This window comes from Picosynechococcus sp. NKBG15041c, assembly GCF_055380235.1.
On sequence record NZ_AP040363.1, the window covers coordinates 2,422,888 to 2,446,542 of the forward strand.

The window sequence follows — 23,655 nt, forward strand, 5'->3', positions numbered from 1 at the left end:
GAGGGGCCATGGTTAAATGACAGTGCCGTTGTATAATGAGCTCCAAAATTAACAAACGCCCTATTTTTGTACCGACCAAGTTTATCTAGGCGATCGCCTTCGGGGTGACAGGCAGACAAAACTAAGGTGGCCCATCGGCCAACGTTTTGCCTACCGACTCATTCGTCACGAATTCCCGCCATAGATAACGGATGAGTTTAAAAAACATAAAATTTGCAGACCCAGAGGAAATTTATGACCAGTCAGACAGAGCGTGTAGTGATTATTGGTGTTGCCGGGGACTCCGGTTGCGGAAAATCTACCTTTTTACGTCGACTCACCGATCTGTTCGGCGAAGAATTTATGACGGTCATCTGTCTCGATGACTACCACAGCCTTGATCGCAAAGGGCGTAAGGAAGCGGGGGTCACCGCCCTCGACCCGAAGGCAAACAACTTCGACCTCATGGCCGAGCAAATCCGTGATCTCAAAAACGGCAAAGTGATCAACAAGCCCATCTACAACCATGAAACAGGCGAAATTGATCCTCCCGAGCAAATTAAACCCAACAAAGTCATCGTCATCGAAGGGTTGCACCCCCTCTACGATGCCCGGGTACGGGAACTGGTCGACTTCAGTGTTTACTTAGACATCAGCGACGAAGTGAAGATCCAGTGGAAGATTCAACGAGATATGGCAGAACGAGGCCATACCTACGAAGATATTCTGGCGTCGATCAATGCCCGGAAGCCTGATTTTAGCGCCTACATTGAGCCCCAGCGACAATTTGCTGATGTGGTGATTCAAGTGCTGCCCACAGAACTAGTCGACGACAAAGAAGGAAAGTATCTCCGGGTACGCCTGATCCAAAAAGAGGGTGTCACTGGGTTTGAGCCTGCTTATCTATTTGATGAGGGTTCGACCATCCACTGGCGTCCCTGTGGCCGGAAGTTGACTTGTAATTATCCTGGGATCAAGTTGGCCTATGGCCCGGATAGCTATTTCGGTAACGAAGTTTCTGTCCTGGAAGTGGACGGGAAGTTTGATAACCTTGAGGAAATGATCTACATCGAAAGTCACCTCAGTAAAACTGGCACAAAATATTATGGCGAGATGACTGAGCTGCTCCTAAAGCACAAGGATTATCCTGGTTCTGACAATGGTACGGGGCTCTTCCAGGTGCTCGTCGGCCTGAAGATGCGTCAGACCTATGAATATATCACCAGTGCTCAGGGGGCGATCGCCGCAAGCGTCTAATCTCACGGGCTCAAAATATAAGGGGTTGACCATGGTCAACCCAGACAAAAAAGGGAGGCGATCGCCTCCCTTTTTTGTTGTGTCGAAAATGATCGAGAGAATCATGGCGAGATGCGTTTACATCTGAGATTGCAAATAATTTTGCAGGCCAATTTTTTCAATGAGTCCCAATTGCTGCTCTAACCAGTGGGCATGATCTTCTTCGGTGTCAGCGAGCATCTGGCGGAGGATATCGCGGGTTTGATAATCTTGCTCGGTTTCACAAATGGCGATCGCCTCCTTGAGATCCGCAATGACTTTATATTCATACTTGAGATCGTTTTGGAGCATTTCTGGCACTGTCTTGCCGATGTTTAAGCTATCTTTCTTCGACAGATCCGGGCTCCCTTCCAAAAAGAGAATCCGTTCAATGAGCTTGGATGCATGGCCTGTTTCGTCCTGCATCTCGTGGTCAATGCGTTCATAGAGCTTTGTCAGTCCCCAGTCTAGGTACATCCGCGAATGGGTGAAGTATTGATCCCGGGCGGCTAGTTCGTTTTCTAGTAGTTTATGGAGTTGCTCTAAAACCTTGGGGCTACCTTTCATAATTCAGTATTCTCTACTCTCAATAAAGTGGTCAAAATTTGTTTGGGCGATCGCCTCACCGCCGCCATTGCTACATCATCGATTGTAGGTAGTTTTCGAGGCCAGAGTTTTCGATCAGCCATTGCTGAGATTCAAACCAGTCGATCTGAGACTCCGTCTCCTCCAAAAGTTCCGTCAATAGATCCCGGCTGACATAATCTTGTTTCTGTTCACACAGTTGAATGGCCGCTCCTAATTCTGTACGAATGGTGATCGCCATTGTCAGCTCATTGGCAATCATTTCTGGCACATCTTCGCCAATCATCAACTTACCAAGACTCTGGAGGTTGGGTAGTCCTTCTAAAAAAAGAATCCGCTCAATGAGGCGATCAGCCTGTTTCATTGCCTTGATGGAATATTTATATTCCTGGCCATTGAGCTGTTCCAGGCCCCAATTTTTCGCCATCCTCGCATGGAGAAAAAATTGGTTAATGGCAGTGAGCTGCGACTTTAAAGCCGCATTCAGTTGGGTTTTGATGCTCGATTTTCCCTGCATATTGCTTTATTCCACTCCGCAGTAGTCATCCCTAAGTGGGCCATAGAACTTTGATATATCCAGCTTAGGGCAGTTTTTGATCTTGGGGCAGTTTGCTCAAAAAATCGTATTTTTTGAACTTTTTCCCGTAATGGGGTAGGCCCAAAGGACTGAGAATCTCTTGCAATAACTGCCCAGATCGGTCATAGTAGGAGACAACAACTTTACACACTACTTTTCACCAAAAAATCACCATGTATGTTTGCCTTTGCCGTGGCATTACTGAAAAGCAGATCCGCCAAGTGATGGAGCAACAAAACTGCTCAATGAAAGAACTATCGGCGGTGATGGGGGTGGGGATGGACTGCGGTACCTGTATCGAATACGCAGCTCAACTTCTCCAAGCCCAAGCTGAACAAGGCTGCGGCAAGCAGTCCTATGGCACTACATCGGTCTAAAAAGTGGCCGTTTTTTTTGCAAGTTATTCTATTTAAAGGCTGATACTCTAGAAAAAAGCTTAAATTTACCGACATGGCCCCCATACCGATAAAAAGTTTTGTAGGGGTAACTTGGACTCCGAGGAAATGGGCCAGACAAAGATTGTAAACAAAACAAGCTGATGGAGATCTGGGGTGGCCGTTTCTGCCCAAGTCGTTGGTGCAGACGGTAAATTTTGTAGGGGCGATCGCCTCCGGGTAATTTTTCACAATGCCGACGGACGCTCCCAGCTCTTATATTTCCATGGTGGCATTCTGTGCCGGACAGACATCTGGTTCATCTTCCCTAAGGTGACATTGCCGGGTATGACTGCATGGAACTATTTGATCATTTCCTAACAACAGATCAGAGAAAAATTACTGAGAAACTAGAGCAAGAGCTTTAGTCTACTGCGGCCTGCATATATGCTAGTAATTCTTAATTAAGACTGCCTTGAACAACACCTGTAATTTGACCAAGGCAGCCCCAGCCTCTCCAAAATTCGAAAGATACTACAGGCCTCAATCCAGTCTATTCATAGGGCTTTTGCTATCTTTGGGAACCGCCACGCATTGCAAGCACCCAAGTTTATCCTCTGGGCGATGAACCATCTTTTCTACATGACGGCGATCGCCACAATGCTCAAATTGTTGAAATAGTTGAATATTCAGGCTCCTGGAAATAACCCCTCTACAGCGAAATTCTTGATGTTCAAATCGCTGAACCTCTTAATCGGGAGTTCCAGGGGGCGATCGCCCAAGCAATGACAAAACTGAGAAGCGCCTAGCTGGCATGGCCTTTCTATTGAGAAATATTTTTAATACTATTGACTCCTGACTTAAGTGTCGATAAACTTCACCTAAGACAAATAGAAAGATTTTGCAGTAAAGAAAGATGAAAATCATCCATTCTTGTGGGGTTACACCCATTGCCCAACGACTACGCCAGGACAGTTACCCCCTCGATCAAGACCATGGGCCCATGGCGATGGCAGCCACGCCTAATTTTTCGCAATACTACGCTGCAACTCTCAGTTGCCACCAAGCCTTAGTTGAGCCATCGAGTATTGTGCCTGGATTTGGGCATTAGATTTGGTATTTTTTTGGAGAAAGTTAACGATGATTGATTTTTTGTACTTTATGTTTGCGGCTTGCCTCGGGTTTGTGCCTCTGGAAGCAAGTCCCCCAAAGCAGTCTCCACCCTAAAACTGGGTCGCGGCGATCGCCTGAGCATCGGCAAAGATTGCTTGGGCAATGTGGGGTTGATCTTGTTGTTCGAAGATCAGCCCCAATTCATTTAAAACACGAATTTCCATACCTTGATCTTGACGCTCACGGGCCAAACGCAACTGCTGTCGTAGAACAGTTTCACTAGCAAGCAGGTTATTTTGGCGCAAATGAAGATCGGCCAGGGCAGTAAGGCTCAAGTTAAGCTGCTCCCAATCCCGGAGATGACGATAAATTGCTTCAGCCTGGTGCCAGTGGAAAATCGCTGTTTCCAGTTGTCCCATGTGTTGGGCTTGCTGGGCTTGGGCCGTATGACGTTCGGCGTCCTTGCGCTGGAGCAGTTTTTGTTCCGCGTTCTGCTTACGCCCCTGGCCAAAAGCTGGCACTGTCCCCAAAACACCCACTGTTCCTAAGCTCAAAAGCACACAGAGGGTTAACCAAAAGGGAAATGTTACGGTCCGAGGAGAGGCGGGCGATCGCATAAAAAAATTTAACCCAAGAAAAGCAGCACTGACAGACATAGAATTCTTCCATCTTAGCGGCAAATTCCAGTAATCTTGACGCTTATCGACAGGATCATTCCATCCATTTCCAATAAAAAAGAGAGTCAGGCTCAAAACACAACCGACTCCCTCACAATTGAAAAATTTAGCTATTACCGACAATCAGCCTAGGCCCCAAAGCCCTTCCCACGGTTCTCAGAAGGGAGACAGAAGCAATTTTCTACCTGTTGTCGTAGGGTTTCTTCGTCGAGATTTTGGCCGATGAGAACCAACTGATTCTTCTTCACTTCCCCTGGTTTCCATTCCGAATCGTCAATGGTAAAGCGTTTACCACTGAGGTGGAACACATGACGGAGTGGGCTTTCATCAAACCAAAGAATTCCCTTCGCCCGAAAGACATTCACTGGCAGCTGGTTGTCCAAGAAATACTGAAACTTGCGAATGGCAAAGGGTTGATCATTCTGGAAAGAAATAGACATAAACCCATCATTTTCTAAATGATTAGAGTGATGGTGATGGTGGCCATGATCATGATCATGGTCGCATTCTGGGGTACACACATGGTCATGGTGTCCATGGTCATGGCTGTGGTCATGATGATCGTGGTGGTGATGGGCGTGGGAATCAGCACTATCAAAATATTTATCCGACTCAAACAGTCCCACACTCAGGAGTAATCCCAGGGGAACAGCAGAATTTTGTGTCCGAAGCAGTCTAGCCCCTTCTTTAATATCGCGGATTCTGACCTCTAGAGCATCAACCTCTGCCTCTTCCACCAAATCTGTTTTGTTCAGGAGAATAATATCCCCATAGGCAATTTGGCTATAGGCCGCTTCACTATTGAATAGATCTAGGCTAAAGTTCGCGCAGTCTACCGTAGTTACAATAGAATCGAGCCGCGTCATATCCCGCAATTCTGTTCCTAAAAAAGTTAAGGCAACGGGGAGTGGATCTGCTAATCCGGTTGTTTCTACAACGATGTAGTCAACTTTTTCATCCCGATCAAGGATTTTATGAACAGCATCAACCAGGTCTTCGTTGATTGTGCAGCACACACAGCCGTTACTCAGTTCCACCATGTTCTCGTCGGTGGTGACAATCAATTCATTGTCAATGCCAATTTCGCCAAATTCATTGACTAGTACGGCGGTTTTAAGACCCTCTTGATTGGTAAGGATATGATTTAACAGAGTCGTTTTACCACTACCCAAAAATCCGGTGATGATCGTGACAGGAATCCCTGATGAATTTGTGGCTGATGTGTCAGGGTTTTGGGTTTGATGACTGACTGTGGGCATAGCAGACTTTACCTTATTCGCTCGAAGTAACTTTTTACTATCTTACACAGTAATTTAAGCAGATAGGCATTGGGCAAATTTCAGGATCACCCAGTCGAAAACGATCGCTAAAAAAGATCAAGGAATGGCGCGGGAGCACAGATAAATTTTTTCTAGAAATAGCTCAAATCAATTAGGTAGTACTTGGGGGAAAAGACATACTATGCAGTTTATCGGTAGGAATTGTTGCTAAGGACTGAAATGCAGGTTTCGCGAAATAAAATCCTTGGAAAAGTTCAATACCTAAGTCTAATAAAATATTCAATTCTGTTTTGGTTTCAATGCCTTCTGCGATGATAATACTGGATAATTCTTCAGCTACCTGGAGTACGCCTTTCACGATCGCCTGACGAACTTTATCTTGATCAATCCCCCGGATCAGGGCCATATCTAACTTAATAATATCGGTTTGAATTTCTGACAAAAGGTTTAACCCAGCATAGCCAGCCCCAAAATCGTCGATCGCCGTTTTGAAACCCCGTGCCCGATAATATTCAACAATGTTGCGTAGGTGCATCAAATCAGAAACTTTTTCGCCTTCTGTGATCTCAAAGATAATGCGTTCGATGGGAAAACCATAGGTCTCTGCAGCTTCTAGGGTCGTGCGAATGCAGCGTTCTGGTTCATATACTGCATTAGGTAAAAAGTTAATACTTAAAAAGCAAGGAATTTGTAGTTCAGCGGCAAGGCGAATGGCTTTTGTACGACAGGATTGATCGAATAGGTAACGGTTAGTATCGTTAATGTTTTGAAAGATTGTCCCAGCTGGCTCATTATTCAACCCCCGCGCGAGGGCTTCATGGGCAAAAATTTCTTGGGTTCTGAGATTGACAATGGGTTGGAATGCCATTGTGAAATCAAAACCTAACTTACTTAGGTCACCGCAGTCTCTACATGTCATACGCCTGTCTTTTAAAGCCTCCAAAGTAGTTTAGTCGCAACATCGGTAACGCTGTTGGTTTAAAGTGATCTGGATAAATGTTGAAAGTTAGGCAAAACACTACAAAAAATCGCCTTTCTTGGATCTTAGTGCAAAAAAGGCGATCGCCCCGGACGCTCGTTGTGAATATTTAGATACCGAGCCGTTGATAGACTTGGTCGAGGTGGCGTAGTTGGAACTGGGGATCAAAGCAGGCGGCGATTTCTGTGGCAGAAAGATGCTGGGTGATTTCTGCATCCTGCTCCACATTAGCGCGGAAATTTCCTCCCTCCGTATTCCAGGCGCTGTGGGCACAACCCTGGACGAGCCGGTAGGCATCTTCGCGGGTTAAACCCTTTTCAACGAGGGCAAGCAAGACCCGCTGACTGAAGATCACCCCGCCATAGACATTCATATTGCGTTCCATGTTTTCGGGGTAAACCAGCAGATTCTTCACCAAGCTAATGGTTTCCCGGAGCATGAAATGCACCAGAATGCAGCTGTCAGGGAGAGCGACCCGCTCGACAGAGCTGTGAGAAATATCCCGCTCGTGCCAGAGGGCGACGTTTTCGAGGGCAGCCATGGCATTCCCTCGCACCAGACGGGCCATTCCTGTCAAACGCTCAGAACGAATCGGGTTCCGCTTGTGGGGCATCGCCGAGGAGCCTTTTTGGCCCTTAGAGAAATATTCTTCGACTTCTAGAACATCGGTGCGTTGGAGATTGCGGATTTCTACGGCAAAGCGCTCGATACTCGCTGCTAATACGGCCAATTGGTTCATGTAGTTGGCATGGCGATCGCGGGAAATCACCTGGGTGGAGGCGGTATCCGGATCAAGGCCCAGTTTCTGGCAGGCGAGGGCTTCGACGCGGGGTTCGATATTGGCATAGGTCCCCACTGCGCCAGAGATTTGGCCCACGGCAATCTCTTTGCGCACAGCCACCAGGCGATCGCGGTTACGGAGCATTTCTGCAAGCCAACCGGCCAGCTTGAATCCAAAGGTCATCGGTTCGGCATGGATCCCATGGGAGCGGCCGACCATGACGGTATAACGGTGCTGTTGGGCTTGGTAACGGATTGCCTGGATTAAATCCTCAACACAGGTCAAAATCAAATCCATACTGTCCACCATTTGCAGCGCGAGGGCGGTGTCCAACACATCGGAACTGGTCATGCCCAGGTGGATATACCGGCCTGCATCACCGACGTATTCATTGACATTCGTCAAAAAAGCAATGACATCATGGCGGACTTCTTTTTCAATTTCCAAGACCCGGGCTTCGTCAAACTGGGCTTTGGCTTTGATTTCTGCGACGGCATCCTCGGGGATATACCCTAACTCTGCTTGGGCTTCACAAACGGCGACTTCAACTTTGAGCCAGGCCTTGAGCTTTGCTTCATTTGTCCAGAGATTCCCCATTTCGGGGAGGGTATAACGTTCAATCACGAGATGTGCCGCAGAAATACAACCTAGCTATTCTACTAGGGGTTGTTCAAATTGTGACAATTGTTTTTGGTCAGAGTTATCCAGAGGCGATCGCCTGGGGCAGGACGACCGAAGGGGGGAGATGCCTCAGTTCTTTCATCCCACATTGCCCCTGGGGTTTTGGGCCAGAGCTTGGGGTTAGAACATTCGCCATAGGCCAATCTAGCGGCCACTAAACCAGTCGCCGATGATGCGGGGCAATTCAATAATTTGTTCAATCACTTGGCTGGAGCGAATCCCGAAAATGAGTTGGAGTAGAAGGACGATCGCAGCAATGGTGATCGCAGTCTGTACGCTGGTTTTAACAATTTTGATAAAAGCTGTAAACACAAGCCAAGAGATAATCAAGGCGGCCACAATGGTGATGATTTCGACGGTCATGGGTGTTCGCTCTCCGGGGGATTTGCTCAGGACTGGCATTATGCCATGGCAGCAAAAGATTAGGGTTGCCTGTGGGGGTCGGCCAGCCAGCGGTCTTCATCAGAACTGTCTTTGGCGATCGCCAAATAACTATGTTCGGTGCGGTCGACAATGAGAATCTTATCGCCATAGGCAGGGGTGACCTGGGCCCAGTGGGGCAAGCTCACCTGGATAGTCACAAAATTGTGGGCCGCATCATACACATCGGCCTGGCCAATTTTTCCCTCGGTATAGTGGGGTAAATTTTTTGATGTGACAACGGCCACACAACCGACTAGGCGATCGCCACTGGCATCTTCCCCAAACGAAGCAAAAATTTTTCCGAGGGGCCTAGCCAGGAGACGACCAATCCAAAAGGCGATCGCCCCACTGCCCAAGAAAACAAAAACGCTGAGTAGTCCCGTCGGGGTTTGTAGGGCCGCATTGAACATCCAACCAAACAGACCCCACAGGCTCAAATCCGTGGCCAGTAACAACATCAATGGCGCTTGCCCAAAGCCAAACCAAGACAGCACCGACCAGAGGCCAGAACCGCCGCCAGTGACTTCTCCGTCCACATCGCTGTCTAAGTCCCCATCGATGTCAGCATCCATATCGTCATCTCCTCCCCCAGAGAAAATGACAACTAGATAAAGGAGCATGCCGCTCCCCAGGAGCACCCAATAGCCCAAGTTCGACAAATCAAAAATCATCGACATGCATGATCCAAGTGAGGTAGATGGCAGATGGACATAAATGCTCTCCAGCAGCAAAGGATATTTGAGGCGATCGCCTAATCCCAACTGAAAAAAGACTACTTGCCAAACTTCTGTTGGGCCCGCATCACCAACTCGGCAGTGATTTCCTCGACTTCCTCGGTCCGGGCCAGTTCCTCGATGGTTTGACGGGCCTGGGAACGGGCATAAAAAGGAATATTTTTGTACTTTATTTTGGCTTCTTCCGTCCAGGGAATTTCTTCAGAAAAATTTGGGTAATTCATGGCACAGTGCCTTGGGGCAGGGATTTTCCGATAATAGCAAGAATCTATGGTCTTCAGAAGCTCGAAGCAGCCATTTCGTTAAACTCTGAAACGTTACAGCCCAATCTCTCTCAGCACCAAAGCAACGGCCTTGACCACAAAGTTTTGTGGTTTTTTGGGTAGAAGAATAGTGTCTTTGCTCTATTTTTCGGCACAATCACAAGTAGGAATATTTATGGCAAGGAAAGGTAATTATCCATGGCGGGGAAGAATGATACGGCAGCATTGTTAGGGGCATTCGTGATTACCCTCGGACTTTTGGGGGCGGGGGGCTGGTGGTTCCTCAACCAAAATCAATCGCTCCAATTGCCAGATATCCTGGGGGATCTTGGAGGCCAAGGGGAGACGGCGGATCGTCTCAGTCGAGGGGAGCGGTTACTGTTAATCAGCGATCGCCACCCAGAAAAAGAACAGGCGATCACCGCCTATGGCCAAGGGGATTTTGCCATGGCGGTGCAGTTGTTCCAGGCTTCTCTCCAAGCACATCCCAATGATCCTGAAACCTTGATTTACCTCAACAATGCAAAAATTCGCCAACAGACGCCAAATCCCCGGGCGATCGCCGTGGTGGTCTCGATGCCGGTGGATCTCGAAACCAATAGCGCGAAGGAATTGCTGCGGGGGGTTGCCCAAGCCCAGAAAGAAGCCCTCGACGGTGGCGAAGGATTTCTGGTGATGATTGCCGACGACGATGGGGATCCGGCGATCGCCACCCAGATTGCCCAGTCCCTAGCCGCCCAAGGGGATATTCTGGGAGTGATTGGTCACTTCGGAAGCGATACCAGTTTAGCCGCGGCCCAGGTCTATGAAGATCGGGGGTTGGTGATGATTTCTCCTACTAGTACTGCGATTTCCCTCTCCACAGTAGGCGATTATATTTTTCGCACAGTGCCCAGCGATCGCTTCACAGGGACGGCCCTCGCCAACTATTTACTCGATCGCCTCAACCAGCGCCAGGTGGTGGTGTTTTATAACAGTGCCAGTGGCTATAGCAATTCCCTCAAGGACAGTCTCACCACAGAGCTGTTTACCCGGGGGGGCAATGTGGTGGCCGAGGTGGATGTGAGCCAGGGGGGATTTAACAGCGCCCAAACCCTGAATGCGGCCAAGGCCGAGGGCGCTACGGCGATCGCCCTCGTTACCGATACCCCGACCTTAAATCAAGCACTCCAAGTTATCCAGGTCAACCGCGAAGAATTACCGATCGTCGCCGGTGATAGCCTCTACAAGCCAGAAATTTTACAAATTGGCGGCCGGGATGCGGCGGGAATGGTGGTGGCGATTCCCTGGCATATCCTCAGCCACCCGAACACCGCGTTTCCCCAAGTATCCCGCGCCCTCTGGGGGGGTGATGTGAATTGGCGGACGGCCCTGAGCTATGATGCGGCGATCGCCCTGTTTACAGGGATTCGTCAGAGTCCAACCCCAGACCGCACCGCTGTCCAAGCCGCCCTCGCTAATCCAGGCTTTTCGGCCCCTGGGGCAGCCCAAACGATTCAATTTTTACCCTCGGGCGATCGCAACCAGCCCATGGAGATGGTCACCGTCCAGGCCGGGGAGCGGTCAGGCTTTGGCTATGACTTTGTGCCCGTGCGCTAGTTTTGGTGGATGTCATATCACAATAATTTGGCCAGACATTTGAGCTGTGGCGATCGTCCGGCCAATGACGGCACTTTCGGTGTAACCCGCTTGGTGCAACTTGCCAAGACAGGCTTGGGCTTCTTCGGGGGCGATCGCCGCCAACAGTCCCCCAGACGTCTGGGGATCAAAAAGGATTTCATACCAAGGCTGTTCCCGCCGCTCCATGTCCACTTGAATTGCCTGCTCTGCGGTGTGGTTTTGGGGGGCGAGGGAACTGATAAATCCCCCTTGGAGGGTTTCTCTGGCCCCTGGCAATAGGGGCAATTTTTCTATATCAAGTTCGGCACATAGACCTGAGGGCTGGAGCATCTCCAATAGGTGACCCGCCAGCCCAAAGCCCGTCACATCGGTGCAGGCGGTGGCCCCATGTTGCCGGAGGATTGCCGCTGCCCGTTGATTGGATTGTTGCATTGAGGCGATCGCCCCATCGATCCAGCTGCCCCGGGCTTTTCCTTGCATTTCTGCGGCAAAAAGCGTACCTGTACCCAAAGATTTTGTCAAAATAAAGACTTGATCTGCTTGAAGCGCTGTTTTGCGCCAAATTGCATCTTTTTGCAATAGACCGTTGCAGGTGAGTCCTAAGCCAAGGCGATCGCCCTCATTGGTATGGCCACCAATCAGAGCAATTTTTTGGACGTTCAAAACAGCTAATACCCCGGCCAAAAGTTGTGCCAAAAGACCCTGTTGTACCGCTGCTTTTCCGTGGGGGAGTGTTGCCAAAACCAAGACACTATGGGGGGTTGCCCCCATGGCGTAGAGGTCACTAAGGCAGTGGTGAGTAACGATTTGCCCGAGTAAAAAAGGATCATTCAGCAGGCTCGGAAAATAATCCACCGTTTGCACCAAAAGCTGATCCGGGGGGAGCTGGATCACCGCCGCATCATCGGGGGCATCAAGGCCAAGGAGAACATCTGGATGTTTGGGTACGCTCAAGCTGCCCAGACTGCTGCTCAAAACACTTTTGCCCACCTTCGCTCCGCAGCCGGCACAATACATTTTCGGCGTTGCCCCCATTGGGGAGCCCATTGGCTTTAGCGGTGTCAAGTCTTGAAATTGGGCCATAAATTGCCGGTCAATATGATCTTTCCAACGCCAGAGCAGAGGCGATCGCCAACTCAATTTTCCCCGGGTAGCAAAGGCTTGCTGATCTCCAGTCCCAATCAGTGCTAGGTAGCGTTTTTGGGGTCTATGACAAATAAGGGGTTTCCCCTTGAGGGTACGTTGTAGATTTTCAAAGAGGGGCTTGCCTTGGCGCACCGCAAAAACGCCTGCCTTTGGCCGGGGATGGTTTGCGATGGTGGCAATATCTCCGGCGGCAAACACAAAAGGATGGGAGGGCGATCGCAAGGTTGGATCTACCACCACAAAGCCCTGGTCATCGGTTTGTAGACCACTTGCCTGCAGCCAAGTTGGTGCTGAGGCTTGGGTGACCCAAATGACTTTGCCCCTGAGTTCTAAGCCCGCGGCGCATCGCAATCCTGTCGGCGTCACGGCGGTGACCGTTTCCTGGAGATGCACATGAATGCCCCGTTTTTGTAAGAGCTGCATTGCCTGGCGACTGACCTGGGGATTTTGGTTGGTTTCCATCAACTGGGAACCCCGGTGGACGAGGTGCAAAGTGAGGGAGGCGGGATTCGTTAACCATTGGCTGAGGGCATGGTGAATATTGAAGGCCAGTTCTGTACCCCCAGCGCCACCGCCGACAATGATGATGTCTTGGGTTTGATCCGGGTGCTCCTTGGCGGTTTTCAGAATTTGCTGCCAGGCGTTGAGAAATTGGGGCACGGGCTTGGCAGGAACGGCGTATTCTGCGACACCAGGGATAGTTTCAATGTTCGGGGTACTGCCAATGTCTAGGGAAAGGTAATCGAAACGTATAGGGGGACGGTGCTGGCAATGGATGATTTTTTGGTTTAAATCGAGGGCGATCGCCCGATCTTTGAGAAAATCTGCCCGGGCAAAAGTAGCTAAACGGCGCAGATCAATGTGGGTTTCAGCATAATTATAAAAACCCGCCACATAGCCCGGTAACATCCCAGAGTAGGGAGTATCGGTAACGTCACTGATCAAGGTGAGACGAGCCTCCGGAAGGGGATTCATTCCCCACATTTTTAAGGCGATCGCATGGCTGTGACCACCTCCCACAAAAACAACATCGGTCATAGGTTTTTAAAAATTTGTCTTAAAAATTTGCCAAACTTAAAGGAAAAAATCACGATCCATCACCCCAGTGCCCAACCTTGTTTCCGGTAAAACAACTCTCTTTTTAGGTTCGTCTCTAGGGCTTAATCACCCAAGAAAAAAGGAAATTCGAACAAATTAAAATAAATGTGACATCGCTCACAACGCCAGTTTCTGGGTGAAATATCCTGAATTTAACACCCCTTATTGTCTGGTGTGCGCCCAGATGAAATATTTTCCCGCCGTTGTTCGCCCTAAACCCCATGTCCATTTCCCCTAACCTGTCGTTGGCCATCATTCGCGATCCCCTTGTGGTTGAGGTGAATTGTCCCCTGGTAGAGGCGATCGCCCAAATGCAGGCAGTCCAAGTCAGTTGTGAGCTCGGGGCGACGGCTGTGGCCAAAATTGAAGCGGCGGGTCGGGCCAGTTGTGTCCTGGTGGTCGAACGGGGTCAATTGGTGGGTATTTTGACAGACCGACACATTTTACGCCTGAGTTTTGAACCAGGCTGGGCGGAAACTTTGACTGTGGCGGCGGTGATGCAGTCCCCGGTGAGTACTCTCCAAGAGGATTGCTTGACGAACTTTGGGGCGATCGCCTGGGTTTTTCAAGAGACAAATATGCGCCACCTCCCGATCCTGGATCGTCAGGGTAAACTCATGGGCCTCTTAACCCAGGAGGGACTCCTCCATGGAGCCGAACCCACCGATCTGTTGCGCATGCGTTCCGTCGCTGAGGTGATGACGACCCAGGTGAGTACAGTTCTGGCGACGACCCCCCTGGCCGAAGTGATCCAATGCCTAACCGAACGGCAGGTTGGCTCAGTGGTCGTTACCGAGGCGACCGAAGCAACTGTCCCGGTGGTGCCTATTGGCCTGATTACCGAACGAGATCTTGTGCAGTGCCGTGCCCTCAACCTTGATCCAGAGCTTTACCAAGCCAGGGAGGTAATGAACCCACTCCCATTTTTTGCGCGGCCCAGAGATTCGCTCTGGAGTATTCAACAGCTGATTGATCGCCACGGCACTCATCAGGTGGTGGTGGTAGACGACCACCAAAATTTATGCGGCATTATCACTGCTACGGATCTCATTCGAGCGGTGAATCCCCTAGAGCTATACCGATGGGCAGAAACTTTGCAGCAGCGGGTCACAAACCTCGAAGCAGCGGTTACCAGCCGGACCCAAGAACTACAACGGGTCAGTCATCTCCAACAACGCATTCTCGACAGCACGCACTTTGCGATTATTTCTATCGATCCAACGGGCCTCATTCAAACCTTCAATCGAGGCGCTGCCGCGATGTTAGGGTATGACCCAGAAGAAATTGTCGGCAAACAAACGCCACTTTTATTCCATGACCCAGCAGAGGTGGCGGCGATCGCCGAAGAATTGAGTCAAACTCTCCAGCGCCCTGTGAGCGCCACCATTGAGGTTTTCCAGATCCTCTGTATTAAAGAAGGGGAGCAGGATCGGGAGTGGACCTATATCACCCAGGCTGGCGATCGTAAAACCGTACGTTTATCCCTTGCCCCCCTCCAAGACGCAGACGGCCAGATCCTCGGAATTGCGGGCATTGCCCAAGATATGACCCAACGCAAAACCTACGAAGACCAACTCCAGGCCACAAACCTCGCCCTGGCCAGGGCCACCCGTCTCAAGGATGAATTTCTCGCCAACATGAGTCATGAGCTGCGGACGCCCCTGAATGCGATCCTTGGCATGGCCGAAGCTCTCAAAGAAGAAGTGTATGGCCCCCTCCAAGAACGTCAATATCGGTCCGTTCAGACCATTGAAGCCAGTGGCCATCACCTTTTAGCGTTGATTAACGACATCCTCGATCTAGCAAAAATTGAAGCCGATCGCCTCGAATTTCACTGCGAAGCCACGGCGATCGCCGATCTCTGTGAATCCAGCCTTGTCTTTGTACGTCACCAGGCCCAGGAAAAACAAATTCGACTCCACACCGATATTTCCGCCTATCTCCCCAAGCTGTTCATCGATGAACGTCGCATCCGTCAAGTGTTGATCAACTTGCTCAGTAACGCGATCAAATTCACTCCTCCCCAGGGAACCGTTAGCCTCGAAGTGAGTCTTAAAGCCATCCCCTCCGAAGCAACCGATGCCCTACCTCGATACGAGCTAGATTTTCGGGTGCGCGATACGGGCATCGGCATTACCCCAGATAATTTAACGCGTCTGTTCCAGCCTTTCGTCCAAGTCGACAGCGACCTCAATCGCCAATACAGCGGCACGGGCTTGGGCTTAGCACTTGTGAAAAAATTAGTCGAACTCCACGGGGGAACCGTTCAAGTCACCAGTCAACTGGGAGTGGGTAGTTGTTTTTCTTTTCGTTTGCCCTGCCATAACCTCCTGAATAATCCCCAGTGGAGCCTTGAACTGAATACTGAGTTGCCGCCAGATAAGCCCCATCCAACGGCGGCAAACCCCCTAGATCTAGCCGTGGTGCCACCTGATCTACAAGGCTGCCGCGTGCTCTTAACAGAGGATAATGAAGCCAACATTCTCACAACGGCACGCTATCTGACGGCCAGGGGCTGCCAGGTGATTATTGCTCGCAATGGCCAGGAAGCTATAGATTTACTCCTCGTCGAGCGACCCGATATTATCTTAATGGATGTGCAAATGCCTGTTTTAGACGGCCTTACGGCTATCCAATGCATCAGAAAATTAGGCGATCGCCAGCTGGCCCAGACCCCAATTATTGCCGTAACCGCCCTTGTTATGCCTGGGGATGCCGAAAAATGTCTGGCTGCTGGGGCCGATAACTACCTAGCCAAACCCATGAGGCTCAAACAATTAACCGCCTTAATCCAAGAAACCCTCGCCCTACAAGAGCCGCTATGACCATGCCAATCATCCTAGTTGTCGATGATGAACCCCGCAATTTTGATGTGGTAGAAGCTCTTCTTGGGTATCAGACCTACGAATTACAATATGCATCTAGTGGCAAAGAGGCTCTCGAAAATCTGGCGATGTTTCCCATTGCCCTGATTTTGCTCGATGTGATGATGCCGACCATGGATGGCATTGAAGTGTGCACCCAGATCAAAGCCAACAAAGACTGGGCGATGATCCCGATTATTATGGTGACTGCCCTCACTAGCAAATATGACCTGGCCCGTTGTCTAGAAGCCGGGGCCGATGACTTTATCAGTAAGCCCGTCAGTGCCCTAGAGCTCAAAGCGCGGGTCCACTCGCTGCTGCGCATTAAAACCCAGTATGACCAAATTAGTGAACTGGCCCAGCTCCAACGCAATACTATTGATTTGCTCCGGCAGAACCTCGAAGCGCTCCAAGGCAATTTGGCAGCCAGCTTTCCCCACGAGCTCAACACGCCTTTAAATGGCATCATTGGTGGACTGAGCCTCCTCTTAGAAGAACACACCACCATGGATGCGGAAGAACGGCAGGTGTTTCTCCAGATGACCTATGAATCAGCCCTGCGACTCCACAAAACCACACAAAAGTTCCTGACTTACACTAAGCTGGAGCTATATCTCCAAAATCCAGAGCGTGTTCCTCTCCATGGCCTCGATGGTCCGAAGCCGAGCGCCATGGCCAGCATTATGAAAGATATTGCTGACAGCGAAAAACGAGCAAAAGATTTGCAGCTCGTCCTGGGCGAAGCCCAAGGAGTTATCTCCTATGCAGACTTCACCACACTGATCACCGAGTTGTTAGAAAATGCCTTTAAATTTTCGTCGGCTGGCAGTCCGATCCAAGTAGTGAGTCAGGCGATCGCCGATCAATTTGTAATGACTGTCACAAATCAGGGTCGGAGTATAACCCCCGAAGAAGTGCAAAAAGTGGGGGCTTTTCAGCAGTTTAATCGTCAACTGTATGAGCAGCAGGGTTTAGGTTTAGGCCTTAAAATTGTGATGAGCATCATCACCAAGTACGACGGTGCACTAAACATTAGCACGCTTCCAGAGGGGGGCACCTGCATTGAGTTTCGTCTGCCACTGCTACAAGAAGCCTCAGAAAGTCACCCCTAGGGTCGTAAGTGGCTGTAGGGCCACGGCCTAGAGAAAACCCTATGACGACAAAAAATATCGCAAGCAATTTTTACCGATAATGACCAACTCTCCCTTTACGTCAACTGAGCGCATGGCATCTTTAAAAGTAGCGGTGACAGGGAGTGTATCGGCGGGGCTGGTCGGCTTCATAATCCTCTTGGGCCATCGTATTCTTGATCTGGGTTTAGATGGTATTGCCCTGAGCTTTTTGGGGGGAATTGCCAGCCTGACATTGATTTATGATGCGTTTATCGCGGCAATCTCTGGGGCTCTATTTGCCCTGACTTACCGTTATGCGATTCGCATGGATAAAAACCCCCAACTGAATGGGGGGGTGGTCTTGGCTTTCACCCTCGTGCGGGGTCTTGCCCAGGTGGATGCAGGCTCAGCGATCGCCCAAAATTTTTGGCCCTTTTTGTCCGCCTGTGGTGAGAGTTTTGGCATTTTTGGCCTCACCGCTTTGGTGCTGAATTTTGCGATCGCCCGGGGTTGGCTTACGGCTTTTGGAGAATAGCGCAGAGAACCCCTTAAAATTGGCCAATGGTCTTTTTTGATTGAATTTTGCCCGTGCTTATTTCAGGCGATCGCCCGTCCCAATTCTGTCCCTGCGGCAGCCAAAAGCCCCTGGCCCAATGTTGCACCCCTTATCTCCAGAGCCAACTGGCCGCCCCCACCGCCGAAGCCCTAATGCGATCGCGTTACACCGCCTATTGTTTTCGAGATGTGGACTATCTCCTAAAAACGGAGCATCCCAGTCGCCATACTGCTGACAGTCGCCAATCAATCGCCGCCACGGCCCAGAGCCTGTTTTGGTTGAATTTAAAAGTGCTTGCCACCGCAGCAGGCCAACCCCAAGACAAAACAGGCATGGTGGAATTTGTCGCCATCTACCAGGAAGGAAAAACAGTGGGGCAACTCCACGAGCGATCGCAATTTGTGAGAGAGCAGGGCCGCTGGTTTTATCTAGACGGCGATATTCTGCCACCTATGCAGCCGAAGAAAAATGAACCTTGCTGGTGCAACAGTGGCAAAAAGTTTAAACAATGCCATGGCAAACGACGTTAAAGGGATAGGTTCAATTGAGGCTCTTGCAACTGCTCAATAATTTTTAGATGGGCCTTAGAAAATGGATAATGACTTAATTGCTTCTGTTCAACCCAACCTGCCCCCGTGAGGTCGACCCGATAAATTCGCGGTTCAATCTCTATTTTGAAATGGGTATAGGCATGGAAAACGGTGTTTAAGCTACGTTCGTACTGTGCCCCTGGGAATAGGTACGCGAGCAAAGCTTGAATGTCCCCTTCCTGATTGGGAAATTCCCACAGTCCCCCCAAAAGTCCATCCTGGGGGCGCTGCTGGATGAAAATTTGCTGGTCAAAATTAAGGGCGATCGCCGCCACTAACTTTTTGGTGGGGATTTGTTTTTTCGGGGCCCTACGAGGAAAATCCGTCGGTCGGTGTTTGAGGTAAGCAGCGCAATAACTTTGCCAAGGACAATGGGGACAATTCGGCTTTTTCACAGTGCAGAGGGTCGCCCCCAAATCCATCAGTGCCTGGTTAAAATCTCGGGAATTGTCTCGATCGAGAAGTTGTTCCGACACGTCCCATAGCTCATCTAACGCTTTAGCAGGGGGAACTTCTAGGGCAATGAGCCGTGCCAGAACCCGCTTTACATTGCCATCAAGGATTGCCAAAGGTAAATTGCGCGCCGAACTGAGGATGCCCCCCGCCGTGGTGCGCCCAATTCCTTTAAGGCGTAGGATATTTTCGACATCTTCAGGAAACTGTCCCCCGAAGTCTCCCACAACCTGTTGGGCCGCCTGGTGAAGATTCCGCGCCCGGGCGTAATATCCCAAGCCTTCCCAGAGTTTCAACACCGTTTGTAAATCTGCCGCTGCCAAGGCCGCCACCGTCGGGAACTGTGCTAACCAACGTTCATAGTAGGGAATCACCGTCTTCACTTGGGTCTGTTGGAGCATAATTTCTGAGATCCAGACCCGATAAATATCCGGTTCATTGCGCCAGGGTAGAGTCCGTCCCTGCTGTGCGTACCATTGAAGGAGTGATCGCCGCATTTCCGTTAAGTTGTCTACTGTCCAGATCGCCATGATCAAACTAAGCCTCAACACAAAAAGAGCCTCAGCCAAAACTGAAGCTCTTTTGATTTTTTAGTACCCCCAAGGGAATTCGAATCCCTGTCGCCTCCGTGAAAGGGAGGTGTCCTAGGCCACTAGACGATGGGGGCTTGCGGACTGAGCAGAAGCGTTTTTGTTTGTTTTGCTTGCGACTCACAGTTATACAATCTAACTGAAGATTTTTAAGATGTCAACCCTTTTGTCAAAACTTTGTGTTGGGGGCTGACATTCACTCATATCTAGCGGGGAATCGTTGCCTGGGCCGCTTGATTCATCGTCGTTTTTGCCCCTCCACCGCGCACCGCCTGGAACATGCCAAAGCGACAAAGCCCTGTGCCAAAGGCCAAGCGCATCAACAGAATCGTCGGAATTTCCCGCACGGATTTGATAAAGCCCGGGAGACCATATTGCAACCACCCCCAGGGGCGAATTGCCCCGACCCAAATAGTATGGAGCCAGGAGGGGAGGGTTTCTTTGCTCCAATCAGCGTTCATGACCTGACCTTCCACAAAGCCAGTGGCTTCTAAAAGTTCAGAAAATCCTTCGATGCTCGAAAATTTCGGGTGGGCCCATTGGTCAAGCAGTTGGGTCATCACAGGCTGCTCCCACCAGTTGAGGGGAAGATGGCGATCGTCCCGTTGGTTCCAGTCGGCGACTACTAGTTTTCCGCCTGGTTTGAGCACCCGCAGCAGTTCCTGAGCAAAAATCGCTTTATCGGGCATGTGGGGTCCCGCTTCCACTGACCAAACCACATCAAAGCTGCCATCAGGAAAAGATAAATTCATCGCGTCATCGACGGCGAATGTAGCGCTCACCCCTGGGGGCGTGAGTTGGGTCGCCCGTTCTACCTGCTTGGGGCTAATGGTAATTCCGGTCACGTCGAAGCCATAGTCCCGGGCGAGGATGCGGCTACTGCCGCCAATACCACAGCCTACATCTAGCACCTTTGTGCCAGGAGGCAACTGATCTAGACCACCCCAGCGCACCATTTCGTGAACAAAGTCAGCTTTTGCCTTGAGGAAATTCTTGGCCCGGGGCGGTTTCCCGTAGTGACCAAGGTGGATATGTTCTCCCCAGTAATATTCAAGAATGCCGTCTTCGGTCCATTCATCATAGGATTCGGCAACGGTTTCAGAAGATTGATAGCGGCGGGCGCTGAGGAGGTAGGCGGCGGTGGCGATCGCCAACAATGTCGCGCTAATCCCGAGGGCAATGAGCAAAATATTCATGGGCAAAAGGACATGGGTGCTGGAAAAAAAGAGCTCAAGCTATCCTAACCGATCCGGAAAAAGGTCACCTAAGGCGATCATCTTGGGGGGGTTATCCTCGAAAAATCTCCCCTAAGGTAGATTGCATTTCCATATGAAACGGGAGGCGAAATGCAGGGATTTTTGTTACGTTAGACGGGCACCTACTGCAAAAATGTGCTGTTTTTCAACGAATTTGTATGAATTTAGACTTTTTTGCCCAAAATATCTTGGGCAACACCCTCGCGGCCTATGCCATGGCGATCGCCGTTCTGGTGGGAGGCTTACTCCTGATCAATGGCTTTAGGCTATTTCTCCTCGGCTCATTGCGACAGTGGGCTAAGCGAACCCAGACGAACCTCGACCCGAAGCTCACAAAAATTTTTAGTCAGTCCCTAGTACGGCTTCTGTACGTGGGCAATATTTCTTTGGCGATCGGTAATCTCAATTTGCACCCCATCTTGAACCAGACAGTGCAAGCGTTGGTGGTGATTGCCACGACGGTGATCGGCATTCAATTGATTTCTCAATTGCTGGAATATGCAATCCGTTCTTACCTGATCCGCAAAGGAGACATTGAGCTCGAACAAAGCTTTGGGGCGTTGCTCCCGATCTTACGGTCAGTTTTGTGGGCTGTGGGAGCGGTTTTTCTCTTAGACAATCTCGGCTTCGATATCTCAGCGGTGGTGGCCAGTCTGGGGATTGGTGGTTTGGCGATCGCCTTTGCGGCCCAGGGAATTCTCGGAGATTTATTCAGCTATTTTTCAATCGTTTTAGACCGGCCCTTTGCCCTGGGAGATTTTATTATTGTGGGCGATTTTATCGGGACTGTAGACTATATCGGGATTAAAACCACACGGCTCAAAAGTCTCAGCGGCGAAGAAATTATCATCGCCAATACCGATTTAACCAGTTCCCGGATCCGTAACTTTAAACGCATGGAGCGACGTCGCATCGTCTTTAGCCTTGGGGTGCTGTACGAAACTCCGAAGGATAAATTAGAAATTATCCCTCCATTAATTCAAGACATTATCAGTGCCCAGGAAGGCATTACCTTCGATCGCGCTCACTTCGCCAGTTACGGTGATTTTAGTTTGAATTATGAAATTGTTTATTACGTAGAAAGTGGCGACTATGCCCTTTATATGGATGCCCAACAAAAAATCAATCTGGCTATCTTTGAGGCATTCAGTCAGCGAAATATTGAATTCGCTTACCCGACCAATGTGACCTATGTGCAAGGTCTACAGTCAGTTAGTGATCAGGCGATCGCCGATGGCCGCCTCACCAATGGCTAAATCGAAGCTCCCTTGTGATCGAGCGAGTTGCCTCCCGTCTGGGGAGGTTTTTTCTTAGGCTCGAAATCATCATGACACCTCAAAATTCGCCATAATATTGCACAATTGCCCATCAAAAAAACGACGATGACCCTAACCCCTCTCAGTTGGCCAGAACTCGAAGCCCTCACCAATTTTCAGCTTGACTACGAAAATGGTCCCACAAATGCCCAGTCTTCCCTGAGGCTCTTTGGTCAATCAGCAGAAAATATTCGCATCGTTCTTTACCGCGATCGCCATGCCTGGTGTCCTTACTGCCAAAAAATTTGGCTCTGGTTAGAGGAAAGGCAGATTCCCTACCGCATCGAAAAGGTGACGATGTTTTGTTATGGAGAAAAAGAAACCTGGTATAAGCAGAAAGTCCCTTCTGGAATGCTCCCCGCTGTGGAATTAGATGGGCAATTGATCACCGAAAGTGATGATATTCTCCTCGCCCTTGAACAAACCTTTGGGCGGCTCACCTTTTCCATGGTTGATCCCAAGGTGTTGCCCCTGCGCCGCCTCGAAAGATTACTGTTCCGGGCCTGGTGCAACTGGCTCTGTCGATCGCCAATGTTCCCTGGCCAAGACCAAGAGGGTCGCCGCAAATTTATCCAAGTGGTGCAACAGGTGGAAGCAGCTTTGGCCGCCACCCCAGGGCCTTATTTCTTAGAATGCTTTAGTACAGCTGATGTAATTTTTACTCCCTATGTAGAGCGCATGAACGCCAGTTTGTACTATTACAAAGGCTATTCACTGCGGGAAGAAAACGCCTATTTTGGCGCTTGGTTTGATGCGATGGAAACCCGTCTCACCTACCGGGGGACTCAAAGCGATTTTCATACCCATGCCCATGACCTGCCACCGCAGATGGGAGGGTGTTACAGCAATGGCGATCGCCAAGCCCTCGCTAATCAACAAACAGTGGATGAAGGAGATTGGTTTGCCCTGCCTGATGTCCGTTACCCAGAGCCGGAACATGCCAAGGAAGAAGCGCTATATCGCGTGATTAAACATCGCCACAACATCGTAAAGGTGAATCCGGCCAATGACCAGTTTTTTGATCAGGCCCTGCGCTGCGCCCTGACATCCATGATGGCAGGAGAAATTTGCATGCCGCCCCAGGGTTCAGACCAGGCATTGCGCTATCTCCGAGACCGGATCAATGTGCCCCGAGATATGTCGATTTACGCGGCCAAACATCTGCGCACCGCCCTCGAAAAAACGGCCCAGGCAGTGGGCGATCGCCAGGGAGAACCGATTCCAGTGCGCCATCGCCGGGACCAAAATCCCCTGAATTTCGCCTAGGGCGATCATCCATTCTTTGCAATTTCTAGGAAATCTTTGCTAATCTTGCGCCGGTTTTTGCAAGTTG

The 23,655-nt window shown here is 50.1% G+C and carries 23 protein-coding genes and 1 tRNA gene; 11 read left to right on the forward strand and 13 right to left on the reverse strand.

Annotation, left to right across the window (positions count from 1 at the left end):
• The first annotated feature begins 234 nt into the window (after positions 1 to 234).
• A complete protein-coding gene (locus ACZ45B_RS11635) occupies positions 235 to 1,236 on the forward strand; it encodes a phosphoribulokinase (RefSeq protein WP_024545168.1) in 1,002 nt (333 codons plus the stop codon).
• 117 nt (positions 1,237 to 1,353) lie between these two features.
• Here ACZ45B_RS11635 and bfr (ACZ45B_RS11640) read toward each other — a convergent pair whose 3' ends face one another.
• Together bfr (ACZ45B_RS11640) and bfr (ACZ45B_RS11645) are read right to left on the reverse strand one after the other, a co-directional pair.
• Positions 1,354 to 1,821, reverse strand: coding sequence for a bacterioferritin (gene bfr / locus ACZ45B_RS11640; RefSeq protein ID WP_024545169.1), 468 nt, complete (start codon positions 1,819 to 1,821; stop codon positions 1,354 to 1,356).
• A gap of 70 nt (positions 1,822 to 1,891) precedes the next feature.
• On the reverse strand, positions 1,892 to 2,356 hold the full coding sequence (gene bfr, locus ACZ45B_RS11645) for a bacterioferritin (protein ID WP_024545170.1): 465 nt from the start codon (positions 2,354 to 2,356) through the stop codon (positions 1,892 to 1,894).
• 233 nt (positions 2,357 to 2,589) lie between these two features.
• On the opposite strand from bfr (ACZ45B_RS11645), the gene ACZ45B_RS11650 reads away from it, so the two are divergent.
• From ACZ45B_RS11650 to ACZ45B_RS11660, 3 genes are all read left to right on the forward strand, one after another.
• Positions 2,590 to 2,793 (forward strand): (2Fe-2S)-binding protein, encoded by a 204-nt coding sequence (locus tag ACZ45B_RS11650; protein ID WP_024545171.1) that lies wholly within the window; start codon positions 2,590 to 2,592, stop codon positions 2,791 to 2,793.
• A gap of 174 nt (positions 2,794 to 2,967) precedes the next feature.
• Positions 2,968 to 3,171, forward strand: coding sequence for a hypothetical protein (locus ACZ45B_RS11655; RefSeq protein ID WP_148293408.1), 204 nt, complete (start codon positions 2,968 to 2,970; stop codon positions 3,169 to 3,171).
• 535 nt (positions 3,172 to 3,706) lie between these two features.
• Positions 3,707 to 3,901, forward strand: a complete 195-nt coding sequence (locus ACZ45B_RS11660; protein WP_024545172.1) for a hypothetical protein — start codon at positions 3,707 to 3,709, stop codon at positions 3,899 to 3,901.
• Between the two features lie 112 nt (positions 3,902 to 4,013).
• On the opposite strand, the gene ACZ45B_RS11665 is transcribed toward ACZ45B_RS11660, so the two are convergent.
• From ACZ45B_RS11665 to ACZ45B_RS11695, 7 genes are all read right to left on the reverse strand, one after another.
• Positions 4,014 to 4,559: a tetratricopeptide repeat protein gene (locus tag ACZ45B_RS11665; RefSeq protein WP_024545173.1), complete on the reverse strand. Its 546-nt coding sequence runs from the start codon at positions 4,557 to 4,559 to the stop codon at positions 4,014 to 4,016.
• 149 nt (positions 4,560 to 4,708) lie between these two features.
• Complete coding sequence (locus ACZ45B_RS11670; RefSeq protein ID WP_024545174.1) at positions 4,709 to 5,839, reverse strand: CobW family GTP-binding protein; 1,131 nt, start codon at positions 5,837 to 5,839, stop codon at positions 4,709 to 4,711.
• Between the two features lie 172 nt (positions 5,840 to 6,011).
• Positions 6,012 to 6,728 carry an EAL domain-containing protein gene (locus ACZ45B_RS11675; RefSeq protein ID WP_236612409.1) on the reverse strand — a complete coding sequence of 239 codons (717 nt, stop codon included), beginning with the start codon at positions 6,726 to 6,728 and terminating at the stop codon, positions 6,012 to 6,014.
• Positions 6,729 to 6,948: 220 nt separating this feature from the next.
• A complete protein-coding gene (gene purB / locus ACZ45B_RS11680) occupies positions 6,949 to 8,244 on the reverse strand; it encodes an adenylosuccinate lyase (protein ID WP_024545176.1) in 1,296 nt (431 codons plus the stop codon).
• Between the two features lie 201 nt (positions 8,245 to 8,445).
• On the reverse strand, positions 8,446 to 8,664 hold the full coding sequence (locus tag ACZ45B_RS11685; RefSeq protein WP_024545177.1) for a hypothetical protein: 219 nt from the start codon (positions 8,662 to 8,664) through the stop codon (positions 8,446 to 8,448).
• Between the two features lie 59 nt (positions 8,665 to 8,723).
• Positions 8,724 to 9,401 carry an OB-fold-containig protein gene (locus ACZ45B_RS11690; RefSeq protein ID WP_236612410.1) on the reverse strand — a complete coding sequence of 226 codons (678 nt, stop codon included), beginning with the start codon at positions 9,399 to 9,401 and terminating at the stop codon, positions 8,724 to 8,726.
• A gap of 95 nt (positions 9,402 to 9,496) precedes the next feature.
• The gene (locus ACZ45B_RS11695; RefSeq protein WP_024545179.1) at positions 9,497 to 9,682 is read right to left on the reverse strand and encodes a PCP reductase family protein; all 186 of its coding nucleotides are present in this window, start codon (positions 9,680 to 9,682) and stop codon (positions 9,497 to 9,499) included.
• A gap of 237 nt (positions 9,683 to 9,919) precedes the next feature.
• On the opposite strand from ACZ45B_RS11695, the gene ACZ45B_RS11700 reads away from it, so the two are divergent.
• The gene (locus tag ACZ45B_RS11700; RefSeq protein WP_024545180.1) at positions 9,920 to 11,320 is read left to right on the forward strand and encodes an ABC transporter substrate-binding protein; all 1,401 of its coding nucleotides are present in this window, start codon (positions 9,920 to 9,922) and stop codon (positions 11,318 to 11,320) included.
• A gap of 12 nt (positions 11,321 to 11,332) precedes the next feature.
• Here ACZ45B_RS11700 and selD read toward each other — a convergent pair whose 3' ends face one another.
• Positions 11,333 to 13,525, reverse strand: a complete 2,193-nt coding sequence (gene selD / locus ACZ45B_RS11705) for a selenide, water dikinase SelD (protein WP_024545181.1) — start codon at positions 13,523 to 13,525, stop codon at positions 11,333 to 11,335.
• A gap of 281 nt (positions 13,526 to 13,806) precedes the next feature.
• Between selD and ACZ45B_RS11710 the strand changes: the two genes are divergently transcribed.
• The 4 genes from ACZ45B_RS11710 to ACZ45B_RS11725 all read left to right on the forward strand — a co-directional run bounded on the left by ACZ45B_RS11710 (position 13,807) and on the right by ACZ45B_RS11725 (position 18,647).
• Positions 13,807 to 16,410: a CBS domain-containing protein gene (locus tag ACZ45B_RS11710; protein WP_024545182.1), complete on the forward strand. Its 2,604-nt coding sequence runs from the start codon at positions 13,807 to 13,809 to the stop codon at positions 16,408 to 16,410.
• Complete coding sequence (locus ACZ45B_RS11715) at positions 16,407 to 17,561, forward strand: hybrid sensor histidine kinase/response regulator (protein WP_024545183.1); 1,155 nt, start codon at positions 16,407 to 16,409, stop codon at positions 17,559 to 17,561. The genes ACZ45B_RS11710 and ACZ45B_RS11715 overlap by 4 nt, the downstream gene beginning before the upstream one ends.
• Before the next feature lie 112 nt (positions 17,562 to 17,673).
• On the forward strand, positions 17,674 to 18,096 hold the full coding sequence (locus tag ACZ45B_RS11720; RefSeq protein WP_236612411.1) for a hypothetical protein: 423 nt from the start codon (positions 17,674 to 17,676) through the stop codon (positions 18,094 to 18,096).
• 53 nt (positions 18,097 to 18,149) lie between these two features.
• Positions 18,150 to 18,647, forward strand: a complete 498-nt coding sequence (locus ACZ45B_RS11725) for a YchJ family protein (RefSeq protein WP_024545185.1) — start codon at positions 18,150 to 18,152, stop codon at positions 18,645 to 18,647.
• Here the strand turns inward: ACZ45B_RS11725 and mutY are convergent.
• The 3 genes from mutY to ACZ45B_RS11740 all read right to left on the reverse strand — a co-directional run bounded on the left by mutY (position 18,644) and on the right by ACZ45B_RS11740 (position 20,946).
• Complete coding sequence (mutY, locus tag ACZ45B_RS11730) at positions 18,644 to 19,690, reverse strand: A/G-specific adenine glycosylase (protein WP_029681699.1); 1,047 nt, start codon at positions 19,688 to 19,690, stop codon at positions 18,644 to 18,646. The genes ACZ45B_RS11725 and mutY overlap by 4 nt on opposite strands.
• Before the next feature lie 64 nt (positions 19,691 to 19,754).
• Positions 19,755 to 19,827 (reverse strand) — tRNA-Glu (locus ACZ45B_RS11735).
• 129 nt (positions 19,828 to 19,956) lie between these two features.
• Positions 19,957 to 20,946 carry a methyltransferase domain-containing protein gene (locus tag ACZ45B_RS11740; RefSeq protein ID WP_024545187.1) on the reverse strand — a complete coding sequence of 330 codons (990 nt, stop codon included), beginning with the start codon at positions 20,944 to 20,946 and terminating at the stop codon, positions 19,957 to 19,959.
• A gap of 218 nt (positions 20,947 to 21,164) precedes the next feature.
• Between ACZ45B_RS11740 and ACZ45B_RS11745 the strand changes: the two genes are divergently transcribed.
• Together ACZ45B_RS11745 and ACZ45B_RS11750 are read left to right on the forward strand one after the other, a co-directional pair.
• The gene (locus tag ACZ45B_RS11745) at positions 21,165 to 22,262 is read left to right on the forward strand and encodes a mechanosensitive ion channel family protein (protein WP_024545188.1); all 1,098 of its coding nucleotides are present in this window, start codon (positions 21,165 to 21,167) and stop codon (positions 22,260 to 22,262) included.
• 126 nt (positions 22,263 to 22,388) lie between these two features.
• On the forward strand, positions 22,389 to 23,588 hold the full coding sequence (locus tag ACZ45B_RS11750) for a glutathione S-transferase (protein ID WP_024545189.1): 1,200 nt from the start codon (positions 22,389 to 22,391) through the stop codon (positions 23,586 to 23,588).
• Positions 23,589 to 23,655: the final 67 nt, after the last annotated feature.